The sequence below is a fragment of the Paenarthrobacter sp. NPDC089675 genome (assembly GCF_044749185.1).
In the GTDB taxonomy this organism is placed as follows: domain Bacteria; phylum Actinomycetota; class Actinomycetes; order Actinomycetales; family Micrococcaceae; genus Arthrobacter.
The window spans coordinates 1-15,609 of sequence record NZ_JBIVHM010000004.1 but is presented as its reverse complement, the minus strand read 5'-3'; the positions used below and the strand labels follow the sequence as shown (position 1 = coordinate 15,609).

The 15,609-nt window shown below is 63.3% G+C and carries 14 protein-coding genes; 10 read left to right on the top strand and 4 right to left on the bottom strand.

Annotation, left to right across the window (positions count from 1 at the left end; all coding sequences use genetic code 11):
• The 3 genes from ACIPY2_RS10075 to ACIPY2_RS10065 are packed head-to-tail and all read right to left on the bottom strand — an operon-like array spanning position 1 to position 3,368.
• Positions 1 to 936, bottom strand: a complete 936-nt coding sequence (locus ACIPY2_RS10075) for a carbohydrate ABC transporter permease (protein ID WP_400266246.1) — start codon at positions 934 to 936, stop codon at positions 1 to 3.
• On the bottom strand, positions 933 to 1,994 hold the full coding sequence (locus ACIPY2_RS10070; RefSeq protein ID WP_400266245.1) for a carbohydrate ABC transporter permease: 1,062 nt from the start codon (positions 1,992 to 1,994) through the stop codon (positions 933 to 935). The genes ACIPY2_RS10075 and ACIPY2_RS10070 overlap by 4 nt, the downstream gene beginning before the upstream one ends.
• A gap of 12 nt (positions 1,995 to 2,006) precedes the next feature.
• The gene (locus tag ACIPY2_RS10065; RefSeq protein WP_400266244.1) at positions 2,007 to 3,368 is read right to left on the bottom strand and encodes an ABC transporter substrate-binding protein; all 1,362 of its coding nucleotides are present in this window, start codon (positions 3,366 to 3,368) and stop codon (positions 2,007 to 2,009) included.
• Positions 3,369 to 3,497: 129 nt separating this feature from the next.
• Here ACIPY2_RS10065 and ACIPY2_RS10060 point away from each other — a divergent pair, with 129 nt between their 5' ends.
• Positions 3,498 to 4,511: a LacI family DNA-binding transcriptional regulator gene (locus ACIPY2_RS10060; RefSeq protein WP_400266243.1), complete on the top strand. Its 1,014-nt coding sequence runs from the start codon at positions 3,498 to 3,500 to the stop codon at positions 4,509 to 4,511.
• Positions 4,512 to 4,623: 112 nt separating this feature from the next.
• Positions 4,624 to 5,445, top strand: a complete 822-nt coding sequence (nadE, locus tag ACIPY2_RS10055; protein WP_400266242.1) for an ammonia-dependent NAD(+) synthetase — start codon at positions 4,624 to 4,626, stop codon at positions 5,443 to 5,445.
• An 11-nt stretch (positions 5,446 to 5,456) separates the two neighbouring features.
• Here nadE and ACIPY2_RS10050 read toward each other — a convergent pair whose 3' ends face one another.
• Positions 5,457 to 6,173 carry a FadR/GntR family transcriptional regulator gene (locus ACIPY2_RS10050; protein WP_400266241.1) on the bottom strand — a complete coding sequence of 239 codons (717 nt, stop codon included), beginning with the start codon at positions 6,171 to 6,173 and terminating at the stop codon, positions 5,457 to 5,459.
• 270 nt (positions 6,174 to 6,443) lie between these two features.
• On the opposite strand from ACIPY2_RS10050, the gene eat reads away from it, so the two are divergent.
• The 8 genes from eat to ACIPY2_RS10010 all read left to right on the top strand — a co-directional run bounded on the left by eat (position 6,444) and on the right by ACIPY2_RS10010 (position 15,423).
• A complete protein-coding gene (gene eat, locus ACIPY2_RS10045) occupies positions 6,444 to 7,874 on the top strand; it encodes an ethanolamine permease (RefSeq protein ID WP_400266240.1) in 1,431 nt (476 codons plus the stop codon).
• A gap of 52 nt (positions 7,875 to 7,926) precedes the next feature.
• The gene (locus ACIPY2_RS10040; protein ID WP_400266239.1) at positions 7,927 to 9,309 is read left to right on the top strand and encodes a glutamine synthetase family protein; all 1,383 of its coding nucleotides are present in this window, start codon (positions 7,927 to 7,929) and stop codon (positions 9,307 to 9,309) included.
• A complete protein-coding gene (locus tag ACIPY2_RS10035; RefSeq protein WP_400266238.1) occupies positions 9,290 to 10,051 on the top strand; it encodes a gamma-glutamyl-gamma-aminobutyrate hydrolase family protein in 762 nt (253 codons plus the stop codon). The genes ACIPY2_RS10040 and ACIPY2_RS10035 overlap by 20 nt, the downstream gene beginning before the upstream one ends.
• The gene (locus ACIPY2_RS10030) at positions 10,048 to 11,418 is read left to right on the top strand and encodes an aldehyde dehydrogenase family protein (RefSeq protein ID WP_400266237.1); all 1,371 of its coding nucleotides are present in this window, start codon (positions 10,048 to 10,050) and stop codon (positions 11,416 to 11,418) included. Before ACIPY2_RS10035 ends, ACIPY2_RS10030 begins: the two co-directional genes overlap by 4 nt.
• A gap of 28 nt (positions 11,419 to 11,446) precedes the next feature.
• Positions 11,447 to 12,229, top strand: coding sequence for a 3-oxoacyl-ACP reductase (locus tag ACIPY2_RS10025; RefSeq protein ID WP_280626356.1), 783 nt, complete (start codon positions 11,447 to 11,449; stop codon positions 12,227 to 12,229).
• 210 nt (positions 12,230 to 12,439) lie between these two features.
• Positions 12,440 to 13,075, top strand: coding sequence for a PadR family transcriptional regulator (locus ACIPY2_RS10020; RefSeq protein WP_400266236.1), 636 nt, complete (start codon positions 12,440 to 12,442; stop codon positions 13,073 to 13,075).
• A gap of 74 nt (positions 13,076 to 13,149) precedes the next feature.
• Positions 13,150 to 13,908 (top strand): MerR family transcriptional regulator, encoded by a 759-nt coding sequence (locus tag ACIPY2_RS10015; protein WP_400266235.1) that lies wholly within the window; start codon positions 13,150 to 13,152, stop codon positions 13,906 to 13,908.
• A 150-nt stretch (positions 13,909 to 14,058) separates the two neighbouring features.
• Positions 14,059 to 15,423 carry a DUF1524 domain-containing protein gene (locus tag ACIPY2_RS10010; RefSeq protein ID WP_400266234.1) on the top strand — a complete coding sequence of 455 codons (1,365 nt, stop codon included), beginning with the start codon at positions 14,059 to 14,061 and terminating at the stop codon, positions 15,421 to 15,423.
• Positions 15,424 to 15,609 lie beyond the last annotated feature (186 nt).

Sequence of the window (15,609 nt, the reverse complement as noted above, 5' to 3'; positions counted from 1 at the left end):
CTATTTGACTCCTCCGGCGGTCAAGCCGCCCACTAGGTAACGTTGGAAAATCAGGTAGAGAATCACCACGGGCGCCGCACAGACAAGTGAGGCAGCCATCATCTGGCCGTACATGGGGATGGCGCCGCCTTCCTGCGAGGCCCCGAAAATCTGCAGGGCGACGGCAGCGGTCTGGCTGTCCGGGCGGGTCATGACGGAGGCAAACAGGACGTCGTTCCAGCCAAGGAGGAAGGCGAAGATTCCCGAGACCACGATTCCGGGCCAGCTCAACGGCAGGATGATCCGGGTCAGGACGCCCAGGTTGCTGGCGCCGTCGATCCTTGCCGCCTCCTCCAGTTCCCGGGGCAGGCCGCGCAGGTAGGTGACCATCACCCAAGTGGAGAACGGCATGGCGAATGTCAGGTAGGTGATGAACAATCCCCACTGGGTTCCAATGACCTGAATGCCCAGGTAGCTGGCCGCCGAGGAGAACAGCACGAACACCGGGAGGACCATGAGCGTGCCCGGGACAGACTGCAGGGCCAGGAGCCCGCGAAGGATGGTGAGCCGGCCAAAGAACTGGTAACGGACCAGGACGTAGGCGATGGAGACGGACATCGCGGCCGAGACCACTGCGGTTGCCCCTGCAACCAGCACGCTGTTGGTGAGGCCCTTCGCCAGGCCCACACTCGACCAGATCTTGGTGTAGTTCTCCATGGAGAACGTTGACGGCCAGAACTCGCCCCGGGCCACGCCAATGTCAGAGTTCACGGACGCCAGGAAGATGTAGAAGATCGGAATGAGGACTATGGCGCACAGGACCGTCAGGATGATGGCAAGAAGCGGACCGGGCAAAAGCCGTGTTACCTCGTGTTGCCGCCTGGAACCGGGCCTGAACCCGGCCGATGACGCGTCGCCCCTGGACATGCCTCGGACTGAAGTTGTTGAAGTGCTCACTTCTTGCCTCCTGGCGCTTCGGCGTCGTCCAGTTTGACGGCGCGCAGGTAGATGAACAGCGGGATGGCGATCAGGACCAGGGACACGAATGCCATGGCCGCGCTCAGACCAAAGCGGAAGCTCTGGAAACTGGTCACGTAGGTCAGGATCGGGAGGACCTCGACGTCGGATGGTGCGGGGACGCCGAACAGCACGAATGGAAGCGTGAAGTTGTTGATGTGGTGGAGCATCCCGATGAGGAACGCCAGGGAAAGCGGTCCCTTGAGGTAGGGAAACACGACGTACCTGAGCTTGTTCCACCAGAGGGCGCCATCAAGGGCGGAGGCCTCATGCACCTCGTGGTCCACCGACTGGAGACCGGAGAGCGCCAGCAAGTAGATGAACGGCCAGGATGCCCAGATCTGGACCAGGATCAGGGTCCAATAGGTCTGCGGTCCGTTGAGCCAGAGGCCGGGATCGATTCCGACAGTGCCCAAGGCAGAGTCCACAACACCGTTCGGCTGGAACATCGTCCGCCACACTGTTGCCACGACGAAGGAAGGAAGCACGTACGGGATCAGGAAGATCGAACGTATGAGCGCCCTGCCCTTGAACGCGTTCTGGGTGGCAACAGCGGCGGCAATACCGAGGGGAACGGTAACCACCATGGCAATCAGGGAGTAACTGACGCTCAGCCACACGGAGTGCAGCAGCGGTGAGTCTGTCAGGGCCTCAACAAAGTTCTCCACACCGATGAACGGAGCGCTGATCCATTTACGCAGCGAATACTGGTCAAGGTTCAGCGTGGACATGTAGATGCCCAGGATCAGCGGGACAACAATGATGATCAGCATCAGCAGGCCGCCTGGAATCAGCATCCACAACGGACGGTTCCGTTCGCTGATGTTCCGGCGACGGACCGGCTTTTTGGAAGGCCCCTGGCTCCCTACGGTTCCTGTGCCGGCGCTCGCCGTGCTGCCGGCGTCGTGGGCGTCTGCGAAGGTACCGGACCGCGTGAGCTGCTTGTCAGGCACCGGACCGGCCACGGTCCTCATCTCCCTGAACGAATCTGTTGACATGGTGGTTACCGCCTAGGACTTCGAAGCCCGGTCGAGCGAGGCCTGGCCCTTGGCCTGGGCGTCCTTGAGCCGTGCCTCCAGTGCCGCGTCATCGACGCCGCCCTTGGCGAGGTCCGGGATGGACTGCACAGTGACGTTCAGGAGGGCGAGCTGGATGTCACCCCAGGCCCCGGTGAAGGGCGTTGCCTTGGACTTGCCGGCCGTATCGGCGATCGGCTTCAGCTTCGGGTCGGTCAGCGATGAGAGGGCCTCGGCATTGGCCGGAAGCTCACCGAAGATCTTCTGGTAGTTCAGCTGCTCGTCCTTGGAGGTGATGAGCTTGATGTAGGCGAAGGCAAGATCCTTCTGCTGCGAGTAGTCAGCCACCACGACGTTGTCACCGGAAAGGATGCTGGCTGCCTTGTCTCCGTCGCCCTTGGGGCTCGTCTCGCCGGGAGCCACAGTGGGCATGGTGGCGTACGCGTACTTGCCTGCGATCGCGGACTTGTCCAGGGTGGGGACGGAGCTGGAAGTGGTCATCATCAGGTAGCCTGCCTTGCCCGAAGCGAACGCTGCCACGGCATTGCTGTTGCTCCAACCAATGGCTGCCGGGTCCACCACTTTGTCCTTGGTCAGCCATCCGAAGTAGGTTTCGTAGGCCTTCTTGACGGTTGGGTCGTCCAGCTTCAGCTTGTTGCCGTCCACCAGCGGGTTCCCGGCCTGGACGGACATGGCCCAGATGAACTTCCACGGGTCAAAGTTGTCCTTGTAGCCCGTAGCCAGGCCATAGGTTCCTGCTCCGGCGTTGGTGAGCTTCTTGGCCTGCTCGGCAAGCTCATCCCAGGTGGTGGCCGGCTTGTCGATTCCCGCCGCAGACAAGAGGTCCTTGTTGTAAGCCATAACGAAGGGGCGGCTCACGAACGGGATGCCTGCCAGGTGGTCCTTGTCCGGGCCGGAGATGCCCAAGGCGGCAGGGTTGAAGCGGTCCTTCCCGCCTACCTTGTTCCAGTCGTCGTCGTTCAGCGTGACGAAGGCCTTGGTTGCGTAAGCCGTAGGGGTAAACGTGGTGCCGAGGCTGTAGACATCCGGTCCCTGCCCGGAAACCACCGAGGTTTGAATCCTGGTCAGTTCATCATTGGCGGAAGCGAAGGTTTCGAACTCCACGTCCGCGCCGGTCTGCGCCTTGAATTTCGCCGCGATGTCCTTGAACCATTCCTTCTGCTGCTCCGGATATTGGTTGTTGACTCCGGTCAGGACGCTGAGCTTCTTCCCGGTGCCATCTACCGCTCCGCTGGAACTTGTGGAGCTTCCGCCGCCGCCACCTCCGCAGGCGGTCAAAGCGAGCGCGGCTGCCGCGACTACGGCCGCCAGCTTTGCTGATGGTGCAAACCTCATTGTTTCCTCCTTGGTTGGCCAGCCCGCAATGGTGGTGTACGTCACAGGGGCTCGGCATCGAGTCTAGGAGTTGGCAAACGCAGCGGCAAGCGTTTGCCAAAAGTTGCCAAAAGTGCTGCAATTACGTCCATGGCAGATGCAAAAGCCCGGGCGGCAGTGCCCACCATCCGCGACGTAGCCGAGCTGGCAGGAGTGGCCACGTCCACCGTCTCCAGGGCGCTGTCCAACCCCGGACGGGTCAACCACGTGACGCGGGAGCGCGTCGAACAAGCGGCTGCAGCTTTGAACTACGTGCCCAGTTCACAGGCCCGCGGGCTCAGCTCCGGACGCACCAACGCCATCGCCCTGCTGGTCCCGGACGTGACCAACCCCTTCTATTTCGACATCATCCGCGGTACCCAGAACCAGCTGAAAGCTGCCGGATACACCCAGCTGCTGGTGGATACCGAGGAATCGGCCGAGATGGAGGTCGATACCCTCAAGAAAATGCAACGGACGGCGGACGGGTTCATCCTTGCTGCTTCCAGGCTGACCGATGGCCAACTGGCCGAGGCGGCTTCATCCCAGGCGATCGTGACCATCAACCGTTCGTCTTCCAACGCACCGACAGTCATGATCGACACTCCTGGGGCAATCGTCCAAGCAATAGAGCACCTCTCATCACTTGGCCACACGAGGATCTGCTACGTCGGGGGCCCGGCCTCATCCTGGTCAAACGCCAAGCGGCTGAAGACTTTCGAGGACGACTGCCGTGAGCGGGGGCTGGAAACCTCGAGGATTGGCCCCTTTGCACCCAAAACGACGTCGGGCGCGGCAGCTGCAGACGCTGCCGTGCGCACGGGAGCCACTGCCTGCATTGTTTTCAACGACCTCCTGGCCATCGGCATGCTCCAGCGGCTGCGGGAACGGGGGATCCGGGTGCCCGAGGACATGAGCATCGTAGGTTGCGACGACATCTTCGGCGCCGATTTCTGCAATCCGCCGCTGACTACCATCGCCTCGCCGATTGAGCAGGCGGGCCGGGTGGCGGTTTCCATGCTGCTGGCCCAACTGGATCCCCTCCATGCCGGTTCAAGCAGGCGCCTCGCCGTCATGCCTACGCACCTCACTGTCCGCAATTCCACCGGCGCCGCACCCAAGTAAGTCGCAGTTGTGCGCGTCTTGACTGCTCATAACGGGCTTAGCTGCGACTTACTTGGGACTCCGGCGGCAATATGGTTGAGCCTTTGTGACGCGGCTGACTAGTGTTGAACACATGCGCGAACTCCAGGCCAAGATCATCGAGGAAATGGGCGTACAGCCCCGGATCACCCCAGCGGAGGAGGTCCGCAAGCGGGTCTCCTTCCTGAAGGACTACCTGAAGGCAACGGGTACAAAGGGCTTTGTGCTCGGTATCTCCGGCGGCCTTGACTCCACCCTGGCCGGAAGGTTGGCGCAGCTGGCGGTCGAGGAGTTGGAAGCGGAGGGTGTTGACGCCAACTTCGTGGCCGTCCGCCTCCCCTACGGCGTCCAGCACGACGAGGACGATGCCCAGGCGGCCTTGGACTTCATCAACGCCAAGACCGAATGGACCTTCAACATCTCCCGCGCCGTGGACGGCTTCGAGGACGAGTTCAAGAACACCACAGGCGCCGAAATCTCCGATTTCCACAAGGGCAACACCAAGGCCCGCGCCCGCATGATCGCGCAGTACGCCCTCGCCGGCGAACACAACTACCTGGTGATCGGTACGGACCACGGCGCGGAATCCGTGACGGGCTTCTTCACCAAGTATGGCGACGGCGGTGCGGACATCCTGCCGCTGTTCGGACTCAACAAGCGCCAGAACCGCGAAGTCCTGGCCGAGCTGGGCGCCTCTGCACGCTTGTGGCAGAAAGTCCCCACGGCAGACCTTCTTGACGACAAGCCCGGCCGCACGGACGAGGACGAGCTCGGCATCACCTACGACCAGATCGACGACTACCTCGAGGGCCGCGACGTGCCTGAGGGCGTGGCCGAGAGCATCGAGCAGAAATACCTCCGGACCCGCCACAAGCGCACGGTACCGGTCACGATCTTCGATACCTGGTGGAAGTAGCCGCCTAACGGCTAGGCCAGGAATCCACGCAGGAGCGAGGCCGTGCCCTCCAGGTGCTCCATGGTTGCGCGTTCCGCGGCAGGGGCGTCGCCGCGAAGGATGGCCTCGGCGATCTCCGTGTGCTGCTCGTTTGCGTGCTCGAGGTTGGTTCCCAGCAGCGGAATCCGGTCCAGCAAGTCATTGAGCCTGGCCCGGGTCTCCGCCACGGCTGAAACGAGGCTCGCGGAACCGCACATCTCGGCGATGGCAATGTGGAAGCGCGAGTCGCGGGGCCTATAGCCGGCGGCCGGTGAAGCGCACACTTCGGACAAGCAGAGCTGCAAATGCCTTCGTGCTGCTGCCGACAGATCAGCCTTGGCCGCCAGTCCCGCAGCGGCAGGCTCAATGATTGAGCGGAAGAGCAGGACGTCTTCAACCTCGGCCGGGTCCAACGGCCCCTGCTCCGGCTTGCGCTGCACGGAATCAGTGGAAACATACGTTCCGCCGTACCTCCCGCGCTGCACTTCCAGGTAGCCGGCGCTCTGCAGTTCGCCCAAGGCATCACGCAGCGTGGCCCGGGAGACCCCAAGTTGCTCGGCCAGCTCACGTTCCGGCGGAAGTTTTTCGGCCGGGGCAAAGATGCCCAGCTTGATGGTTTGGAGGATGTGTTCGATCGTCTCCTCGAACGCGTTGCCGCCCCTGACTGGGCGCAGCATGGAGAACGACGGGCCAAAGACCGTGTCCGGCACGGCAGCTCCTTTCACCGGAAGCGCATCACCGCCAGGGAGATGCTGCCTTCATGCTACCCATGTCCCACGCCAATGGTCGCGTAAGTAACCATTGGCGTGCTGATTACACCCGACGGCAGAGATTTGCCCGCACTTTCCAAGGAAGTCTTGACGTGCGCCACATCACAGTCCAAACTATGAAGCACGCAATGGACTAAAAACAGTCCTTTAGGATCCGAGGATCCTCCCAATTACTTTCCCACAAGCATTCCTCAAACGTAAGGAACACGCATGGAAACAGTGGAACGGCCGTCCGGTGGCGAGGACGAGTATTTGCAGCATCGGCGCCTCAAACGAGGGGCGGCGGGCTGGGTCCTGCTCGCCGGGCTGGGTGTGGCCTACGTCATCTCCGGCGACTTTGCCGGCTGGAACCTGGGCTTGGCCCAAGGAGGGTGGGGTGGCTTGCTGATCGCCTTCGTCCTCATGGCGGTCATGTACACGTGCATGGTCTTCGGACTTGCCGAACTCTCTTCGACGCTCCCCACCGCAGGCGCCGGCTACGCCTTTGCCCGACGCGCTCTTGGGCCCTTGGGCGGCTTTGCTACCGGAATGGCCGTGCTGATCGAGTACGCAGTGGCACCCGCAGCAATCGCCACTTTCATCGGAGGCTACGTTGAGGCGCTCGGCCTTTTCGGCCTGACCAACTCCTGGCCCGTCTACCTCGTCACCTACGTCATCTTCATCGGCATCCATCTTCGTGGCGTCGGCGAAGCCTTGAAGATCATGTTCGCCATTACCGCCGTGGCCGCAGTTGCCCTGGTCGCAGCCGTGGTTGGCCTTCTCCCCAAGTTTGACGCTGCAAAACTCTTCGACATCGTCCCTGATGGATCAGCAGGCTCCAGCGCTTTCCTCCCTATGGGTGTCAGCGGAATCCTGGCGGCCCTGGTGTACGGAATCTGGTTCTTCCTGGCGGTGGAAGGGGTCCCCCTGGCCGCTGAAGAGACCTCAAACCCCAAGCGTGACATGCCCCGCGGCATCATCGTGGCAGTCATCATCCTGGTGGTATTTGGAGCACTGATGCTGGTCCTGGTCCCGGGCGCTGCAGGTTCCCAGGCAATGAGCGGTTCGGACAACCCCCTGCCCGAAGCCCTCCGGATCGCTTATGGCGGAAACACCTTCCTGGCTGACTTCATCAACTACGCCGGGCTGGCCGGTTTGGTGGCCAGTTTCTTCTCCATCATCTACGCCTACTCCCGGCAGTTGTTCGCACTCTCCCGCGCCGGCTACCTCCCCCGCTGGCTCTCCCTCACCGGCGCACGCCGGACTCCCTACTGGGCGCTGATTGTTCCGGGCACCATCGGCTTCCTCCTCGCGGCAATAACCCACAACGGCGCCCTTCTGATCAACATCGCAGTCTTCGGAGCCACGGTTTCCTACGTCCTGCTCAACCTCTCGCACATCGTCCTGCGCAAGAAGGAACCCAACCTCGAACGCGGCTACCGGACGCCCGGCGGCACCGTCACTACGTCGATCGCCCTGGTTCTTTCCGCCGTGGCAGTTGTGGCGACGTTCGTCGTCGACGTCTTCGCCGCCTCCATTACGGCAGTTATTTTCGCTGCCGCCCTTCTCTACTTCTGGCTTTACAGCCGGCACCGGATCGTGGCGGGCGCGCCCGAAGAAGAGTTCGCCCAACTGGCCATGGCCGAAGCCGAGCTGAAGTAACAACCCCGCTCAAGCAACAACAACGTCCAACCACAAGAACTGCGGAGACACCATGAACGACCAAATCAAAGAAGACTTCCCGGACCAGCAGCTCACCGTCGAGCAGCTGGGGGAACTCGTGGGCCGTGGCGAGATAGATACGGTAATCGTCGCCATCACGGACGCTCTAGGACGGTTGCAGGGCAAGCGCTGCGGAGCGCGTTCGTTCCTGGAAGACGTCCTGGGCCACGGAGCGGAGGGCTGCAACTACCTCCTGGCAGTCGACGTCGATATGAAGACGGTGGACGGCTACGCCATGTCCTCTTGGGAGACGGGCTACGGAGACATGGTGATGATGCCGGACGTCTCCACCTTGCGCCGCGTCCCGTGGCTGGAAGGCACTGCGATGGTGCAGTGCGACGTGCTGTGGACAGACGGTACGCCGGTGGTTGCTTCACCGCGCCAGATCCTGAAGGCCCAGATTGAGCGGCTCGAAAAGCTCGGCTACCGGGCATGCGCCGGCACCGAACTGGAGTTCATCATGTTCGATGACTCCTATGCCCAGGCTTGGGAGAAGAATTACAGCGGTCTCACGCCGGCCACCCAGTACAACGTGGACTACTCCCTGCTGGCCACCGCCCGCCTGGAGCCCGTGATCCGGTCCATCCGCAACAACATGGAAGCCGCAGGCCTGGTGGTGGAGTCGTCCAAGGGCGAATGCAACCTCGGGCAGCAGGAGATCACCTTCCGCTTCGACCAGGCCCTGGCCGCCTGCGACAAGCACACGTTCTACAAGAACGGCGCCAAGGAGATCGCCGACCAGCACGGCAAGAGCATCACCTTCATGTCCAAGTTCAACGAGCGCGAGGGCAACTCCTGCCACATCCACTTCAGCCTCACCGACCTTGACGGGAACCCGGTCCTGGCGGGCGACGGCGAACACGGCTTCAGCCCCGTCATGGAACGTTTTGTGGCGGGCCAGTTGACGGCGCTGCGCGAACTCACGTACTTCCTCGCGCCGAACATCAACTCCTACAAGAGGTACGTGGAAGGCAGCTTCGCCCCAACGGCTGTCGCCTGGGGCCTCGATAACCGCAGCTGCGCGCTCCGAGTGGTGGGACACGGCAAAGGCCTCCGCACCGAGAACAGGATCGGTGGCGGAGACGTGAATCCCTACCTCGCCGTCGCGGCGATGATTGCCGCGGTCATCCACGGCATCGAAAACGACGTTCCCCTGCAGCCCATCACCAGGGGCAACGCGTACGAATCCGACGCCGAGCGCCTGCCCACAACGCTGCGGGACGCCCGCGACCTCCTCGCCGAAAGCAGCATCGCACGGAAGGCATTCGGCGACGACGTGGTGGACCACTACGTCCATGCCGCCACCGTGGAACTCACCGCCTACGGCAGCGCCATCACAGACTGGGAGCGGACCCGTGGTTTCGAACGACTCTAAAAACACCTACCGGCCCAGGATCGCGCTGACCAGTTATCTTCAGGAAGCCTCCTGGGGCGTGTGGAATACGACGGCGGCCATCCTCCCGGCAACGTACGTGGAGGCGGTCGTCGCTGCCGGGGGCACACCGCTCCTACTCCCGCCCGCGGGAACCGACCCTTCGGTGCTGGACCTGGTGGACGGGCTGATCGTGGTGGGCGGACCCGACGTCGATCCTTCCCTTTACGGGCAGGAACCGCATCCCACAACCCGGCCACAGCCCCTGCGGGACGGGCACGATTCCCAGCTTCTGCACGGGGCGCTTGCGCGCGGGCTTCCACTCTTCGCGATCTGCCGGGGCGCCCAGCTCCTGAACGTCGTGTTGGGCGGCACCCTGGTCCAACACATTCCGGACATCAATCCGGATGCTAACTGCCAGCCGGCCCCCGGCGTGTACGGCGAAGCCAGCTTCAGCACCACGCCAGGGAGCCTGATCGAGGATCTCCTGGGCCCCTCTGCCGCATCACCCTGCTACCACCATCAAGCCATGGACTCTGTTCCCGATCAGCTGCGTGTGACTGCCCGCTCCGCCGACGGCATGGTCCAGGCCGTCGAAACCACGGCCGGCAGTTGGGTTTTGGGCGTCCAGTTCCATCCCGAACAGAACCCTCACGATCTCCGGCTCTTCCGCGGCTTCGTGGAGGCCGCCGCCCAATACCGAGCCGACCACACCGCGACCATGAAAGCGATGTCCCCCGCATGACCTCAACTGTCTTTGACGTGATCAATCCGGCCACCGAGGAAGTCATCCAGACCGTGCCCTTGGCTGGATTGGCCGAAACGGATGCTGCCATTGCCAAGGCGGCCGCCGCCTACGAATCCTGGCGTGCGGTTGCTCCCGCCGACCGCGCGCTGCTCCTGCGGAGGTTCGCCGCCGCCGTCGACCATGACCTCGAGAACCTCGCGCAGCTGGAGGTCCGCAACGCGGGGCACACCATCGGCAACGCCCGCTGGGAAGCCGGCAACGTCCGCGATGTCCTCAACTACTACGCGGCGGCTCCGGAACGGCACTTCGGCCGGCAGATTCCGGTGGCCGGCGGGGTCAACATGACGTTCCACGAGCCTCTCGGCGTGGTGGGCGTGATCGTGCCCTGGAACTTCCCGATGCCGATCGCCGGATGGGGTTTCGCTCCGGCCCTGGCCGCCGGCAACACAGTGGTGCTCAAACCTGCGGAAGTCACTCCGTTGACGGCGATCCGCCTGGGCGAGCTCGCCCTGGAGGCCGGTATTCCTGAGGGCGTCTTCCAGGTACTTCCGGGCAAGGGCTCTGTGGTTGGCCAGCGGTTCGTCACCCATCCTGCCGTGCGCAAGGTGGTTTTCACCGGTTCCACCGGGGTTGGCAAGCAGATCATGGCCGGCTGCGCGGACCAGGTGAAGCGCGTGACGCTGGAGCTTGGCGGCAAGAGTGCCAACATCATTTTCGACGACGCCGACCTTGAGCTGGCTGCTGCGGCGGCCCCGGGCGGTGCGTTCGACAACGCCGGCCAGGACTGCTGCGCCCGCTCGCGGATCCTTGTCCAGCGCAGTGTGTACGACCGCTTCCTGGAGCTGCTGGAACCTGAGGTCCTGGGGATGCGCGTAGGCGATCCGGCGGATCCGGCCACCTCCATGGGGCCGCTCATCTCGGCACAGCAGCTGGGTACGGTTTCCGGTTTCGTGCCCGACGGCGCCCCGGTCGCCTTCCGCGGGAAGGCGCCGGAAGGGCCCGGCTTCTGGTTCCCGCCCACCGTGCTGACTCCGGAGCTGGATGCGCCGTCTTTCACGGACGAGATCTTTGGTCCGGTAGTCGCCGTCGTGCCTTTCGACGACGAAGCGGACGCCATCAGGATCGCCAACAACACCGAATACGGCTTGTCCGGTTCGATCTGGACGTCCAAGGTGGATCGCGCGCTTCGCGTGGCACGCGGCGTCGAGTCCGGCAACCTGTCCGTTAATTCCCACTCGTCCGTCCGCTACTCCACGCCGTTTGGCGGCTTCAAGCAATCAGGCCTCGGCCGCGAACTCGGCCCCGACGCCCTGGATGCGTTCACCGAGGTCAAGAACGTCTTCATCTCCACCCAGTCCGCTTAGTCTTTTCCACCGTTACAAAGGAGCAATCATGCAAGCAGTAGTTTCCAACCGTCTCGCAGGCCGCAGCGCAGTCATCACCGGAGGGGCCAGCGGCATCGGCCTGGCCACCGCACGCCGGATGGCGGCCGAGGGCGCGAACGTGGTGATCGCGGACATTGAACCCACCTCGGGCATCGCCGCCGCGAGCGAAGTAGGGGGCCTGTTCGTGAAGGTCGACGTCACCAGCGAGGAAGAAGTCCGCAACCTCTACGCCCAGACAAAGGAGACCTACGGCAGTGTCGATATCGCCTTCAACAATGCAGGCATCTCCCCCGCAGACGACGCGTCCATCCTGGACACCGGCATCGACGCGTGGCGCAGGGTCCAGGAAGTGAACCTGACGTCCGTCTACTACTGCTGCAAGTACGCCATCCCGTACATGCAGGAACAGGGCAAGGGCTCCATCATCAACACCGCCTCGTTCGTGGCGGTCATGGGTGCTGCGACGTCCCAGATTTCCTACAGCGCTTCCAAGGGTGGAGTGCTTTCCATGAGCCGTGAACTCGGCGTGGAATTCGCCCGCCAGGGCATCCGGATCAACGCCCTTTGCCCCGGACCGGTGAACACTCCCTTGCTCAAGGAACTCTTCGCGAAGGATCCGGAGAAGGCAGCCCGCCGCTTGGTGCACGTGCCCTTGGGGCGCTTCGCCGAGCCTGAGGAACTCGCCGCAGCCGTGGCTTTCCTCGCCAGCGACGACGCCTCGTTCATCACGGCCTCCACCTTCCTGGTGGACGGCGGCATCTCGGGAGCGTACGTCACGCCGCTTTCGTAGCTTCGAAAGGCACTTCCCGGACCCACGACGGCGGGTGCGGACTTAGCGATAAGTCCGCACCCGCCGTCGTTCTTTAAACGCCCGCTCACATCCCACCCCCGATCCGCCGAATCCTCTCTCACAACCTCTTGACGCTTCGATATTCACCGATATATCGTTAAGTATCGCCGATACTCCTTCGGTGGAAACTATCGAAAGGACGATGCTGTTATGAAAGGCATCCACGAACACGAACACAACTCTCCTGACTACGGCCCGGGAATGCCCGGTCGCGGACGCTTCGGGCGCGGAGCCGGCCGCCGTGGTCCCGGCGGCCACGGCGGAGGCGGCTTTGGTCCTGGTTTCGGACCCGGGTTTGGTCCGGGCTTCGGACCCGGCGGCTTTGGTCCGCGCGGCTTCGGACCTGGTGGTCCGCGCCGCAACCGCGGCGATGTGAGGGCTGCGATCCTCTCGCTCCTCGCTGAAGCACCCTCAAATGGTTACGGCCTCATCAAGACCATCGCCGAGAAGACCTCCGGCGCCTGGCGTCCCAGCCCGGGCTCCGTCTACCCGACGTTGCAGCAGTTGGTCGACGAAGAGCTCATCGTCGCCTCCGGGGAAGGCCGCCGCACCGAATTCACCCTCACCGACGACGGCCGCGCCTATGTTTCGGAGCATGAGGAGGAACTCGCGAACGCCTGGAACACGGAAGCCGACTCCACAGGGGCTGCCTTCCACCAAAGCGTGGGCAAGCTGATGGGCGTAATCCACCAATTCCGCTCAGCCGCAACCGACGAACAACGGCAGGCCGCCATTGAAAAGCTCGACGAGACCCGCCGCGCGCTCTACCTGATCCTGGCCGACTAATTCCGGATCCACCCCTTGACCTTGACGCAACGTCAACCTCTACTGTCGAAGGAAAGGCACGGGACGGAGGACGGATGGACTGGTCTATCCAGGAAATCGCCAAGATGGCAGGAACCACCAGCCGCACCCTGCGTCACTACGACGACATCGGGCTGCTGAAACCAAGCCGGACCGGAGTTAACGGCTACCGCTATTACGACGGTCCGGCCTTGGTTCAGCTCCAGCGCATCCTTCTCCTGCGCGAGCTGGGCCTGGGGCTGCCGGCCATAGCCGAGGTCCTCGGCCGTGAGACGGACACCGTCAAGGCGCTGAACGGCCACCTTGAGTGGCTCGGGCAGGAGCGAGACAGGTTGGGGCGGCAAATCGCGTCCGTGCAGCAAACAATTGAGGCATTGAAAGGGGATGGAGAGTTCATGGCACAGGATATGTTTGACGGCTTCGACCACACTCAGTACAAGGACGAGGTGGAGGAGCGATGGGGCAAGGAAGCCTACGCAGCCAGCGACAAGTGGTGGCGTGGCATGAGCAGCGAAGAGAAGAAGGAATGGAAGGGGCGGGTGCAGAAGCTGGGGAGTGATTGGATTGCCCTGGCCGGTTCTGATGCGGCTCCGGACAGTGCCGAAGCCCAGGATCTGGCCCGCCGACACGTCGAATGGCTTCGCGGGATCCCGGGAACGCCCTCGGCAACACCGGGCGGGGACATCAAGGGATATGTGATCGGACTCGGCGAAATGTACGTGGCCGATCCGCGCTTCGCGGCCAACTACGGCGGTGAGTCCGGCGCGGCCTTCGTACGGGACGCCTTGCAGGCTTATGCCGAGGCCAACCTCTGAGTTGACCTCTTGTCGGCGCCGCTTCTGTAACAGTCCGTCCCGAACTACAAACTTGTAATTCCCGCACTAGAATCCCCAAGGGCGTTCAGCCACAAGCGTCCTTTATATCGGCCGTCGACTCGCGGTCCGATGTCTCGAAATGGGGATTTGTTGTCTAACCAAACACCGCCCGGAACGGGTTCCTTCCGGCTGCCAACTTCCACTGTCTGCGTCTGCATCATCGCAGTTCTCCTTCTGGTGGTCAGTGCGTTCACGTCCGGATTTGGCGGAATGCTTATCATGCTGGGCCTTCTGGCCCTGCTGACCGGAATCTACATCGCGGCAACCGGGCGACGTTCCTGGGCACTGGTGCCGGGGGGACGGCGTGCCGGCGCCATCGTGCTCACCGGCGCGCTGGTTCTGTTCGTTGCCGGTGGGGCCCTGGTTCCCACTAAGCCCAAGGAACGCCTCGAGGCTTCGCAGGCGGCCGCGGAAGCACAGAAACTGGTCGACGGCGGAACCTCGGCAAGTGCTACGGCGTCGCCCTCACCTTCAGCAACGGAGTCGGGCGCGCCGCTGGACCCCGAAGCCACACCGGAACTGGCTGCGAGTGTTGCCTACAAGGCTCCTCACACCCAGCCCGCCTACGCATCAAAGGCACTCGACATCCTGGCAACGCTGCCTATCAAAGGCAGGGCACCCAAAACCGGCTACGACCGCGCACAATTCGGTCAGGCCTGGGCCGACGTCGACCGCAATGGATGCGACACCCGGAACGACATCCTCAAGCGGGACCTCACAGCGGTCACTTACACCAACAGCGTGCCCTGCAAGGTCCAAAGCGGAACCCTCGCTGACCCCTACACGGGTAACAGGATCGCGTTTATCAGGGGTGCCAGCACCAGCACCGCCGTGCAGATCGACCATGTAGTGGCGCTCAGCGACGCTTGGCAGAAGGGTGCCCAGCAACTGAGCCTTGAACAGCGGACCGCCCTTGCCAACGATCCGCTTAACCTTCAGGCCACTGATGGGCCCACAAACCAGCAGAAGAGCGACGGCGACGCGGCCACTTGGTTGCCGCCGAATAAGGCCTACCGGTGCGAATACGTGGCGCGGCAGATCTCCGTGAAGGCGAGCTACAGCCTCTGGGTAACGCAGGCCGAGCACGACGCTATGGCACGCATCCTTGGTGACTGCCCTGGCCAGTTGGCGCCGACGAACCAGGAGGCTCCCCCCTCTCCTGCGCCGAGCCCTGTGGCAATCCCTGCACCGGCGGCCGAACCTGCACCGGCTCCGGCCCAGGCAGCTGTTCCGGCACCGGTCCCCGCTCCAGCCGCTCCGGCAGCTCCGGCGCCTGCTCCGGCGCCTGCTCCCGCTGTTGTCCCCGCCCCGGCTCCGGCAGCTCCGGCGCCCGCGGCTGCCTATTTCGCCAACTGCGCTGCTGCCAGGGCGGCTGGTGCTGCACCCTTGTACGCAGGGCAACCTGGATACCGCGCAGGCCTGGACAGGGATCACGACGGCGTAGCCTGCGAGTAGCGAGCACAGGCACACGTGACGAAATACCTCCCCAGGAGCCCCCTGCGGAGGTATTTACGTCTAACCAGCCGCTGACTGGGGCAGATGTCTCGGGTTTTCCACATAGGGGTGTTTGTTGGGTTACGGGCGTTGGCTGGCGTGACAGGGTTGATTCATGGGATTTGGCGGGCAGGTGATAGCGGAGCG

What these genes read in the sequence shown, in the direction of transcription:
- ACIPY2_RS10015 (WP_400266235.1), top strand. Translation starts at nt 13,150, where the DNA reads ATGGACTGGTCTATCCAGGAAATCGCCAAGATGGCAGGAACCACCAGC.
- ACIPY2_RS10040 (WP_400266239.1), top strand. Translation starts at nt 7,927, where the DNA reads ATGAACGACCAAATCAAAGAAGACTTCCCGGACCAGCAGCTCACCGTC.
- ACIPY2_RS10025 (WP_280626356.1), top strand. Translation starts at nt 11,447, where the DNA reads ATGCAAGCAGTAGTTTCCAACCGTCTCGCAGGCCGCAGCGCAGTCATC.
- ACIPY2_RS10020 (WP_400266236.1), top strand. Translation starts at nt 12,440, where the DNA reads ATGAAAGGCATCCACGAACACGAACACAACTCTCCTGACTACGGCCCG.
- nadE (WP_400266242.1), top strand. Translation starts at nt 4,624, where the DNA reads ATGCGCGAACTCCAGGCCAAGATCATCGAGGAAATGGGCGTACAGCCC.
- ACIPY2_RS10060 (WP_400266243.1), top strand. Translation starts at nt 3,498, where the DNA reads ATGGCAGATGCAAAAGCCCGGGCGGCAGTGCCCACCATCCGCGACGTA.
- eat (WP_400266240.1), top strand. Translation starts at nt 6,444, where the DNA reads ATGGAAACAGTGGAACGGCCGTCCGGTGGCGAGGACGAGTATTTGCAG.
- ACIPY2_RS10030 (WP_400266237.1), top strand. Translation starts at nt 10,048, where the DNA reads ATGACCTCAACTGTCTTTGACGTGATCAATCCGGCCACCGAGGAAGTC.
- ACIPY2_RS10070 (WP_400266245.1), bottom strand. Translation starts at nt 1,994, where the DNA reads ATGTCAACAGATTCGTTCAGGGAGATGAGGACCGTGGCCGGTCCGGTG.
- ACIPY2_RS10065 (WP_400266244.1), bottom strand. Translation starts at nt 3,368, where the DNA reads ATGAGGTTTGCACCATCAGCAAAGCTGGCGGCCGTAGTCGCGGCAGCC.